The organism is Microcystis sp. M113S1 (assembly GCF_020246945.1).
Taxonomy (GTDB): domain Bacteria; phylum Cyanobacteriota; class Cyanobacteriia; order Cyanobacteriales; family Microcystaceae; genus Microcystis.
Genome location: NZ_JADBSA010000103.1, coordinates 1 through 11043, shown reverse-complemented (window position 1 = coordinate 11043; position 11043 = coordinate 1). Strand labels below are relative to the sequence as shown.

8 protein-coding genes and 1 tRNA gene are annotated in these 11043 nt (G+C 43.0%); 7 read left to right on the top strand and 2 right to left on the bottom strand.

The features are described 5' to 3' along the window. The first annotated feature begins 195 nt into the window (after window positions 1–195). The 4 genes from IM319_RS05575 to tsaB all read left to right on the top strand — a co-directional run bounded on the left by IM319_RS05575 (window position 196) and on the right by tsaB (window position 2741). Window positions 196–876, top strand: a complete 681-nt coding sequence (locus IM319_RS05575) for a diacylglycerol/polyprenol kinase family protein (RefSeq protein WP_287734955.1) — start codon at window positions 196–198, stop codon at window positions 874–876. 229 nt (window positions 877–1105) lie between these two features. Beyond that, window positions 1106–1978 (top strand): aldose epimerase, encoded by an 873-nt coding sequence (locus tag IM319_RS05570; protein WP_287734954.1) that lies wholly within the window; start codon window positions 1106–1108, stop codon window positions 1976–1978. 63 nt (window positions 1979–2041) lie between these two features. After that, window positions 2042–2113, top strand: a tRNA-Lys gene (locus IM319_RS05565). A 25-nt stretch (window positions 2114–2138) separates the two neighbouring features. Next, complete coding sequence (gene tsaB / locus IM319_RS05560) at window positions 2139–2741, top strand: tRNA (adenosine(37)-N6)-threonylcarbamoyltransferase complex dimerization subunit type 1 TsaB (protein ID WP_287734953.1); 603 nt, start codon at window positions 2139–2141, stop codon at window positions 2739–2741. Here the strand turns inward: tsaB and IM319_RS05555 are convergent, their stop codons facing one another. Beyond that, window positions 2742–4367, bottom strand: coding sequence for a choice-of-anchor I family protein (locus tag IM319_RS05555; protein ID WP_287734952.1), 1626 nt, complete (start codon window positions 4365–4367; stop codon window positions 2742–2744). A gap of 215 nt (window positions 4368–4582) precedes the next feature. Between IM319_RS05555 and cysE the strand changes: the two genes are divergently transcribed. Both cysE and uvrA read left to right on the top strand, forming a co-directional pair. Further along, window positions 4583–5356 (top strand): serine O-acetyltransferase, encoded by a 774-nt coding sequence (gene cysE / locus IM319_RS05550; protein ID WP_286825463.1) that lies wholly within the window; start codon window positions 4583–4585, stop codon window positions 5354–5356. Between the two features lie 190 nt (window positions 5357–5546). Further along, entirely contained in the window at window positions 5547–8420 is a 2874-nt protein-coding gene (uvrA, locus tag IM319_RS05545) for an excinuclease ABC subunit UvrA (protein ID WP_287734951.1), read from the top strand. Between the two features lie 84 nt (window positions 8421–8504). Here uvrA and IM319_RS05540 read toward each other — a convergent pair whose 3' ends face one another. Next, a complete protein-coding gene (locus IM319_RS05540; RefSeq protein WP_287734950.1) occupies window positions 8505–9281 on the bottom strand; it encodes a class I SAM-dependent methyltransferase in 777 nt (258 codons plus the stop codon). Between the two features lie 1073 nt (window positions 9282–10354). On the opposite strand from IM319_RS05540, the gene IM319_RS05535 reads away from it, so the two are divergent. After that, a partial coding sequence (locus tag IM319_RS05535; protein WP_287734949.1) for an RNA-guided endonuclease InsQ/TnpB family protein occupies window positions 10355–11043 on the top strand: 689 nt, incomplete at its 3' end.

Here is an 11043-nt window from a genome sequence, read left to right as displayed (position 1 = left end):
GTGTCAGTCTGTAGAGCGACCATAAGACCAGAACAGAGTAAATCTGTTAAGGCCGGTGCGAAACCCCGCAAGGGAAAGAAGCAGAAACCTAAATCGTGAGGTTTGGGAATCACCGTCCGTTTACGGCGGTGAGGATGTCAACAATGTCACCTCGATCGCCTAAACTAATAGATAGTCAATTTTCGCTTTTACCCCGTGGAACTATCCCACTCTCTCCTATTTTCGATCAGTTTAGTCGCCTGTTACCTAGGTGTTCTGATTCTGATCGCTGAAAAATTAAAAAGTCTTTTCAGTACCGATGGCGAAATTACCCGCAAAGTTGTCCACATTGGCACAGGAAACGTCATCCTTTTTGCCTGGTGGTTAAATATCCCCGCTTGGGTGGGAATAAGCGCCGCTATCCTAGCGGCAATTATTGCTATTCTATCCTATTTTTTACCATTTTTACCCAGTCTTAATAGTGTTGGTCGCCGCAGTTGGGGAACTTTTTTTTATGCTGTTAGTATAGGTGTTCTCGTGGCTTATTTTTGGCCAATTTCTCACCCCGAATACGCGGCAATGGGTATTTTAATTATGGCTTTGGGAGACGGATTAGCGGCCCTAGTCGGACAAAATTTCGGTCAACATCCCTACAAAATTTTCGGCAGTGGCAAAAGTCTGGAAGGTTCCCTGACTATGTTGGGAATCAGCTTTTTAGTCAGCTTGATTATTTTATCTTTTATTAATGGCATTAATCCGCAAATTATTTTAGTATCTTTATTAACAGCGATCGGAGCTACTATTTTAGAAACTTTCTCGAAACTAGGTATAGATAATCTCACTGTACCGATTGGTAGCGCCGCCATTGCCTATTTTCTTACCCAAATTTTCATCTAAAGCTAGTCTATCCCAGCTTATTCACAAGGGACGAATCTAAAACCTCATTGGTTAAGCTAAGTAGGGAGGCACAATTATTTGTTAGGATGGGTTAGTGGTAGCGTAACATGATCGGGCGTTGGGTTTCATGCTTCAACCCAACCTACGTTCTATGTTAGCAATCAGCTTTTTAGTCAGCTGTACCGATAACTGATAACTGATAACTGATAACTGATAACTGATAACTGATATGACCTTTACTATCACTCAAAACCAAAATCAATATCTTACCTATTGTCTCAAGGATGAAGATGCTGACGCTTATCTGGAAGTGGTTCCCGCTAGGGGAGGAATCATCACCCGTTGGCAAATTTGCGGAGAAGATATTTTATATCTGGACAGAGAAAGATTCAAAGAGCCTAACCTCAGCGTCCGCGGAGGAGTCCCGATTTTATTCCCGATATGTGGCAACTTACCCGATAATACCTATCAACACCAAGGCCGAAACTATACCCTTAAACAACACGGATTTGCTCGTGATTTACCCTGGCAAGTGAGCAAACAAAGCAGCGAAAACGCCGCTAGTTTAACCCTAGAATTGAACAGTAATGAAGCCACTCGTCAAGTCTATCCCTTTGATTTTCAATTAATCTTTACCTATCAACTGCAAGGAAACAGCCTCAAAATTCACCAAAAAGTAATTAATCTTTCCCCCGAAAAAATGCCCTTTTCCATCGGGTTCCATCCCTATTTTCAAGTCACCGATAAAACCCGATTATCCTTTGATATTCCCTCCTCCCAATACCTCGACCAACGCAGCAAAACCCTCCATTCCTACTCCGGCCACTTTGACTTTAATCTCGAAGAAATTGATGCCGCTTTTCCGCAAATTACTCGCCATCAAAGTAGTTTTAGTGATTCCTATCATCAACGTCAAATTATCCTCGGTTACGACGATCTCTATACAACTATAGTTTTTTGGACTCTGAAAGATAAAAATTATATCTGTCTCGAACCCTGGAGCGCTCCCCGCAACGCCCTCAACACAGGCGAACATTTGACCTACTTAGAACCCCAGAGTAGCCGTGAGGCGATCGTGGAAATGCGAGTCAATCAAATTTAAATTCCCCCTTGACTTAGCCCCGATAAGATGTTATATTAATAAATCGTGTGCAGAACACGAAACGGGTCGCTAGCTCAGCGGTAGAGCACTCGGCTTTTAACCGATTGGTCTTGGGTTCGAATCCCAGGCGACCCATAAAAACTTAGTGATAAAGATTGACTTGTCTTCCCCTGTCTATGGATTAGCCTTGCATACCAGCAGTCCCCAACTAGGACTGGCCCTCTCTAATTTCAGTGATGATAGTCGTCAACAAACTTGGGACTTAGACAGGGACTTATCGAACCTATTCCACCCCTATCTAAAACAGTTCCTGGCCCCGCAAAAATGGGCAGATTTAGCCTTTCTAGCCACCGCCAAGGGGCCGGGTAGCTTTACCAGTACCCGCATCGGTCTAGTCACCGGTAGAACCCTAGCACAACAATTACAGCTACCGATTTTTGCCGTCTCCAGTTTAGCGGCCTTTGCTTGGTCACAACGGCATTTTTACCCTCCCGATACCTATCTAGCCCTAGAAATGCCCGCCACTAGGGGACAATTGTATGTGGGCATCTATGGGGGTAATCGGGTTTATTTAGCTGATAGCCTGATGACTCCGGAACAATGGCAGCAGACTTTAGAAAACTTAACTATTTCCTATCAAAGATTAGCCACCCCCAGTTATTTAGGCATAAATGCCCCCGCTATCCTCGATTTAGCTTATTTGGATTGGCAAACGGGAAAACGCCCCCATTGGTCGGAGGCGCTACCATTTTACGGGATGTGATTAGCAATTCCCTCTTTTTTTCAAACTATAACCAGCTAATCCGAGGGTTACTAATCCTAAAACTGCGCTAGGTTCTGGGACAGGTTTGACGGAATAAATCACCAGATTGCGACTCACTTCATTGGCAACAATTAACAAGGGAGTACCATTGGGACTATCGGCAGCGGGAATAAATAATAATCCTTCGGGGGAGATATCGCCTAATTGCCAATCGTTGATATAATCAACAAAGAAAGGATTACTAGGGTTGGTGATATCATAAACCATGAAACCGCCAGCCCTTTCTATTCCCACAAAACTATAGAGACGATTGCCCACGGTTCCCACGGCTAAACCTTCCGGTTCTGGGCCGCGGTTATCGCTGCGACTATCGAAACTACCAGGAGTACCATCGGAATTAAAGATACTAGGAGTTAGGGGATTTGCCGAGAAACCTGCCAAAATTTGTTCAAAATCATCACCACTATCGAAGACTTGGGACAGTCCATTAGTTACATTCCAAATCGAAAAAGAACGACCACCATAGGCAAAAAGTTGGCTATATTGACCTTGGGCGTTAAGTCCGTCAATGCTAGAAACATCCAAACGGCCGAGATTTTGGGCTAATTGCAATTCGGCCGCATTAGGGAAAGCATTAGGGTCTAAAGTTAGATTAGAAACTCGTCTAGCCTCATTTCTAGTATCCCCTTCATTGGCAGTAATTAAATAGGTTTGTCCGGCGACAGTAACGGTGGCGATTGTATCCGGTTGATATAAGCCAAAAACTGGCCAGTTATTAATATTTACCCCTCCATCTCGATCGCTTGCATCTAAACCATTACCCGGTGCGTTAAAATCCTTAGCTCCTAGGGGCAAAATACTGGTGACTTGAGCGTTAACAATATCCATTACGGCAATAGCGTTATTTTCCTGTAGAGACACCCATGCAGTGGTTCCATCCTCGGAAACGGTGATGTATTCTGGTTCCACATCTTGGGAAACCGTTTGACCGGGGAAAATACGAACTCCCTGATTTCTTAAAGCGTTCTCTTGACCATTAAAACTGGTAAAGGTAGCAGTGTTGACCGTGGGATTAGAAACACCGGCAGCAAGGTTAATAACACTAACGGAACCATTGGGATTGACACCACTGGCTGCTTCCCCTTCGTTAGCGACCAAAACCCGATTACCGTCAGGAGTAAAGGTTAACATATCGGGTAAAGCACCCACAGTAACCTGACTCTGAAAGACACCATTAGTATCGAAAAAGACCACACTGCCGTTATTGGTAATCGTACTAGCTTCCATGGCCACGGCCACAATACCATTTTTGATGGCGACACTGTTAACCCCTGCACCGTAGGAGCTAAGATCGATCGAGGGTAAGCGAATTGGACTAGCGGGATTGCTGATATCGGCAATATCTAGACGATTATTGGGACCGGTCACGAATAATCTGCGACTAGCGGGGTCGTAGGTGGGAATTTCGGACCCAAAGTTATTAGCAGCAGTTGTACTATTGCCAATACTGCTCAATCGGGTGATATTTAAAGCTGAGGCCGATTCAGCAACAATATTGATACTGCCAGCAATTGACAGCAAGGTTAATAAAAATTTCCCATGGTGACGATAGATAGTATGAATCATATTTTTAGCTGAAAACCTGCAAAAAAAGGCTAAACAATCGCATTTTTTCAGATCCAAGTTAAAGGAAGATTAAACAAGAGGGAAATTAACGATATCTTTAAAATTTGGCTAAGGGCAGTAAAAGCGATCTATGAAGAAGGGGTTCGTCGATCGCTTTTTAGTTGAACGGCTCATTTACCAGAGTGATAACATGGTTTAGTATAAGCTCGATCAATATGGAATCAAGACTCGTGTTATCTACTCTCCTAGCCGATTTCAAGATCATTTTTGAACGTGACCCCGCTGCCCGCAACTGGTTAGAGGTAATGTTTTGTTATCCCGGATTACAGGCTTTACTGTGCCATCGCTTCGCCCATTGGCTGTATCAGATCGGGATTCCCTTTATTCCCCGTTTAATTTCCCATCTTGCCCGTTTTCTGACTGGTATCGAAATTCACCCCGGGGCCCAAATAGGTCAGGGTGTTTTTATCGACCATGGCATGGGAGTTGTCATCGGAGAAACGGCCATTGTCGGTGATTATGCCCTGATCTATCAAGGAGTTACTTTAGGAGGGACGGGGAAAGAAAGCGGTAAACGTCACCCGACTCTAGGGGAAAATGTGGTGGTCGGCGCTGGGGCCAAGGTTTTAGGTAATATTTATCTGGGTAATAACGTTCGCGTCGGTGCTGGTTCTGTGGTCCTGCGCGATATTCCTGCCGATTGTACCGTTGTTGGTGTCCCCGGTCGTTTAATCTATCGGGCCGGGACGCGGGTGGAACCCCTCGAACACGGTGATTTACTCGACTCGGAAGCGGTGGCTATTCGCGCTTTGGTGGACCGCATCGAACAACTGGAAAAACAAGTGTACGAATTGCGGCTAGAACGGTCAAAAGAACCAGATTATCGGATTAATTGCCCAGTTTTAGCCCATTTAGAAGAAGAAGCGAGTCATAGCTGTTGTCCTGCGGCCGATCGAGATATGCGCGAGTTTCTCGAACGGGCGGTTTAACCCCGATAATCTTCTGATATGATAGAAGACTGGTTTTCTAAGTAAGTGGTTTTAATTAAATAGAAGATGGATTTTGCCTTCCATCCCCCCTTAATAAGGGGGGATCTGACAATTTTTAACACCTACCTACTTAGTAGCTGAAACCCATTCGTCAAAGCTATGATTATTAAGGACTACTTGGCACCGTCCGATGGCTCAAACTGACTCGATCCGTATCCGTGGCGCCCGACAACACAATCTCAAAAATGTTGATCTCGAATTACCCCGCAATCAGTTGATTGTTTTTACGGGAGTTTCGGGATCGGGCAAATCTTCCCTCGCTTTCGACACTATTTTTGCGGAGGGACAGCGCCGCTATGTGGAGTCCCTCAGCGCCTACGCGCGCCAATTTTTAGGACAATTAGATAAACCCGATGTGGATGCGATCGAGGGTTTAAGTCCGGCTATTTCCATTGACCAAAAATCCACTTCCCACAATCCCCGTTCTAGTGTGGGAACTGTAACGGAAATTTACGATTACTTGCGTTTATTGTTCGGTCGTGCCGGTGAACCCCATTGTCCCCATTGCGATCGCAATATTGCCCCCCAAACCATCGATCAAATGTGCGATCGAGTGATGGAATTAGCCGAGAAAACCCGTTTTCAAATCTTAGCCCCGGTAATTCGCGGCAAAAAAGGCACGCATAAGCAATTAATCTCTAGTTTGGCCTCCCAAGGCTTTGCCCGGGTGCGGATTGACGGCAAGGTAGTAGAATTATCCGAGGGCATCGAGTTAGATAAAAAACATCTTCATGATCTTGAAATTGTTATCGATCGCCTGATCAAAAAAGAGGGTTTACAGGAAAGATTAGTAGATTCTTTAACCACTTGTTTAAAGCATTCCGATGGTGTAGCGATTGTGGAAATTCTCGATGAGAATAACGAAGATAATCCCGAAGTTACCAAAGAAATTGTCTTTTCCGAGAAATTTGCCTGTCCTGAACACGGGGCAGTTATGGAGGAATTATCCCCCCGTTTATTCTCTTTTAATTCTCCCTATGGTGCTTGTCCCAACTGTCACGGATTGGGCAGTTTACGAAAATTTTCGGCAGATTTAGTCATTCCTGACCCGAAACAACCGGTTTATTCGGCTATTGCTCCTTGGTCAGATAAGGATAACTCCTACTATCTTTCTCTCCTCTACGGTTTAGGGCAAGCTTTAGGTTTTGAAATTCAAACCCCTTGGCAGAAACTAACAAAAACCCAGCAAGATATCATTCTCTATGGGAGTAAAGAACCGATCTATTTTGAAGATGATTACCGTTATGATACTGGTCGCGGTTACTATCGAGAATTTGCGGGAGTTATCAATATCTTAGATAGGAATTATCAAGAAACCACCTCGGAAGTTATTAAACAAAGACTAGAGAAATATATTGTTAACCAAACCTGCGAAGTTTGTCACGGAAAAAGATTAAAACCGGAAGCTTTATCGGTACGTTTAGGACAATATACGATCACGGATTTTACCGGAGTTACCATTCGGGATTGTTTGCAGAGAATTAATGATTGTCATTTAACCCCAAGACAAGCATTAATTGGAGAATTAGCCCTCAAAGAAATCAAAGCGAGACTACAATTTTTAATCGATGTGGGATTAGATTATCTTACCCTCGATCGACCGGCGATGACTTTATCCGGGGGAGAATCCCAACGAATTCGATTAGCTACTCAAATCGGTTCGGGATTAACAGGAGTACTATACGTTCTCGATGAACCTAGCATCGGATTACACCAAAGAGATAATAGTAAACTGTTAGAAACCCTGCAAAGATTACGAGATTTAGGTAATACTTTAATTGTTGTCGAACACGATGAAGAAACGATTCGGGCAGCCGATTATGTGGTAGATATCGGTCCGAAAGCGGGGATTCATGGCGGAGAAATCATCTGTCAAGGCAGTTTTAAAAGTCTTTTAAAGTCGAAAAAATCGATAACAGGGGCCTACTTATCGGGACGCAAAGTTATTGAAACTCCCCCCCAAAGAAGGGACGGGAATGGTAATGCTTTAGTTTTAAAAAATTGCCATCAAAATAACCTAAGAAATATTGATGTAACGATTCCTTTAGGAAAATTAGTCTCGATTACGGGAGTATCTGGTTCAGGCAAATCCACCTTAATTAATGAGTTATTATATCCGGCTTTACAACATCATTTAACCCGTTTAACTCCCTTCCCCAAAGAGTTAGATAAAGTGGCAGGATTGGACGCGGTTGATAAAGTAATTGTCATTGACCAATCACCGATAGGACGCACTCCTCGGTCAAATCCTGCCACCTATACGGGGGTTTTTGACATTATTCGCGAGATTTTCACCGAAACCATCGAAGCAAAAGCTAGAGGTTACAAAGCGGGGCAGTTTTCTTTTAATGTTAAAGGAGGACGCTGTGAAGCGTGCCTAGGCCAAGGAGTAAACGTCATCGAGATGAATTTTCTCCCCGATGTCTATGTGCAGTGTGATGTGTGTAAAGGGGCGCGTTACAATCGGGAAACCCTACAGGTTAAGTATAAAGGTTATTCGATCGCCGATGTCTTAGATATGACGATCGAGGAAGCATTAAAGGTCTTTGAAAATGTCCCCCGGGCCACCACCAGATTACAAACTCTCGTGGATGTGGGTTTAGGATACTGTAAACTCGGTCAAAGCGCTCCCACTTTATCCGGTGGAGAAGCGCAAAGGGTGAAATTAGCGGCCGAATTATCCCGACGGGCCACGGGAAAAACCCTATATTTGATCGATGAACCGACTACGGGTTTATCTTTTTATGATGTGCATCATCTCTTAGATGTGTTACAAAGATTGGTCGATAAAGGTAATTCGATTATCGTCATCGAACATAATCTCGACGTGATTCGCTGTAGCGATTGGATTATTGATTTGGGACCAGAAGGAGGGGACAAGGGAGGAGAATTAATCGCGGTGGGAACACCGGAAACCGTGGCTAAATGTGAACAATCCTACACCGGTCATTATCTTGCCCAAGCATTACTTCAATATCCCCCAAAAAAGCAAGATAATAAGTAATGGGATAAAATTAACTTCTTGGTTAGGATAGGCAAGAGGCAAGAGGTAGTTAGATATGTATAATTAATTGTGTCTAGCTACTTATTAGGAAACAACACAGAGATAATAAAGCCAATGATCAAGATTAGTATTTAACTCTCGTTCGCTCTTAATTTCCTGACCGGTTTTCCAAGAATAAATTTTAATATCTTGAAAGTAGGACTTTAACTGTCTTAATTGTTCTTTGGGTGTGGCGTAATAATTTTGGAGACGAAAATTATGGGGTTCATCCCGAATAATTGCATAGTCAGCAGTCAATAACTGTTCGTAGCTAAGAGAGGGATTACAGGCACGCAAAATCGCCCAGATGACTAAATTAACATAGCTACTAAAAGGATTGAAACTAATCTTTTTTTTCCAATCGAATTCTGGGATAATTCCCTGAAGATTATGACTAGAAAAGCAAAAATAACCGCCCGATTTACCCACGCGACTAATTTCTTCTAAAACTAGGCAACGGTCAGCAGGGGAAATATAATCAATGCCATTAAAACTAAAGAGAATAAAATCAAAATAATTATCCGCAAATTGTTCTAGATTTCTAGCATCGGCCACTTGCCAGACTAAATGGGGGAATTTTTGACGACAAGCGGCGATCATTTCCGCAGAATAATCAACACCGATATATTCTCCCACAAGAGGTGCAAAATACTTCGTAGTCCGTCCCGCACCTACCCCTAAATCAAGCATTTTCATCGTCGATAAACGCTCTTGCAGCCGGGTTAAAATTGTCCTTTCTGCCGGCTGTAGCGCGGTTAATTGGGCATAATAACTGACAATACTAGGGTCTCTATAGGTTTGCTGATTTTTGTCCTTAATCATTCTCGATCGCTCTTTCCTACTGCCATCTTTAAGAAAAGATTTAGACTATCATAAGATGCGCTTAAATTATCCAATTGGCATCAATGGAGATTTTTAGCTCTTTTGTCCCATCTACAAGGATAGCATTTTCCAAAAGTGATAAAAGAAATGTAAAGTTATTTTATAGTAGTGGATTGTTTCAGCTAATTTGGTGTATTAGAAAAATGCTATAAATTCTATAATCTAAGACTTTAAGCCGAAATCTATTGCCCTATTTTAGCTGAAACAGTCCAGTAGTTGTCTTTGATAGCCTGGAAATTGTCCTGACGACTTCCCAAATTGCTCCTCACCTGACCCACCGTCTCAACCTCCAGTTGACGAAAGTAGATAGCGCCGAGATTGACTTGCAGCAGTTTGATTATGTCCTGCTTAACCAGCGCCATCCCGGTTGGACGAGTCGCCGTCGGTTGTCAGCCATCTGATCGGAGGCTTGCAGCGATCGCCTGGGTTTAAATTGAGTTACGCGCAAGATCAGGTATTTTTATTTGAGCAACGCTAAGAGAGAAAAAAGCATCGCGGACCACATATCTGTATAAAGTGCTACAATAAGCTAAGATTCCATCAAAAGTTAGATTATCAAACGCCGACTCAGGACTATCAAGGTCGGAAAACCTCGTTCGATAGTCTGAGCAGAGGTAAGACAATCGGTTAGACTTATTGACCATCTGAGACTGTCCAATCGTTGGGATCGACTTCGGGTATGGGTGAGGATATCGATACGCAATCGTCAGGGTAACACCAAATCCCCCTGATCTAGTGCAGTGGACAAACCTTCTTGTTTCTAGTGACCACTTCAGTGGTCCCTGATGATAACTGGGTTTTGCTAACTGGATTTGGGATAAAACTGCCTTAGTGCGGTTTTGTTGTTACCTAAAATGTCGGATGAATGCCCCCGCTACATTTTTCGACAAGATACTCACCTTTGCGGGGGATGAAATCCGACCAGAATATCAACCCCAGAGCATCGGTTTAATTCTACCATCTGTGGGTAAACTGTATTATACTTAACCTAGCCAAGGGTCGAGGATTGTTAGATGCTAGTCGTAGAAGCAAAGCTAAAAAACGGAACACCAGAGCAATATCAGAAACTCGATGAAGCTATCAGAACTTCTCAGTTTGTGCGTAACTCTTGTGTTCGTCATTGGATAGAAAATAAAGGAACAACCCGCAATGATCTCCAAAAGCTTTGTGCGGTACTAGCTAACAATAAAGAGACACCTTGGGTTAATAAATTAAACTCTCAAGCTCGTCAATCGGCTGCCGATAGAGCCTGGCAATCAATTAATCGGTTTTATCAGAATTGTCATGCTAAAATACTAGGGAAAAAGGGTTTTCCTCGGTTCAAAAAGCATAGTCGTTCCGTTGAGTATAAACTAACAGGCTACAAACTATCAGATGATCGACGTAAAATCAGATTTACTGACGGTTTTAAAGCAGGAGAATTTGATTTATGGTGTAGTCAAAAGACATTAGTTTATTATTCAGAGCAACAGATTAAACGGGTAAGAGTTGTTAGACGTGCTGACGGTTATTATTGCCAGTTTTTGATTGACGTAGAACGGCAAGAATACCATAAACCAACGGGACAAATAACAGGAATTGACTTAGGGTTAAAGGAATTTTATACTGATGCCCAAGGTAATACTGTAGAGAATCCACGTTATTTAAGAAAGTCAGAAAAACGACTTCAAAAAGCACAAAGGAGATTATCAAAACGGTTCCG

What these genes read in the sequence shown, in the direction of transcription:
- IM319_RS05570 (WP_287734954.1), top strand. Translation starts at nt 1,106, where the DNA reads ATGACCTTTACTATCACTCAAAACCAAAATCAATATCTTACCTATTGT.
- IM319_RS05555 (WP_287734952.1), bottom strand. Translation starts at nt 4,367, where the DNA reads ATGATTCATACTATCTATCGTCACCATGGGAAATTTTTATTAACCTTG.
- cysE (WP_286825463.1), top strand. Translation starts at nt 4,583, where the DNA reads ATGGAATCAAGACTCGTGTTATCTACTCTCCTAGCCGATTTCAAGATC.
- uvrA (WP_287734951.1), top strand. Translation starts at nt 5,547, where the DNA reads ATGGCTCAAACTGACTCGATCCGTATCCGTGGCGCCCGACAACACAAT.
- IM319_RS05540 (WP_287734950.1), bottom strand. Translation starts at nt 9,281, where the DNA reads ATGATTAAGGACAAAAATCAGCAAACCTATAGAGACCCTAGTATTGTC.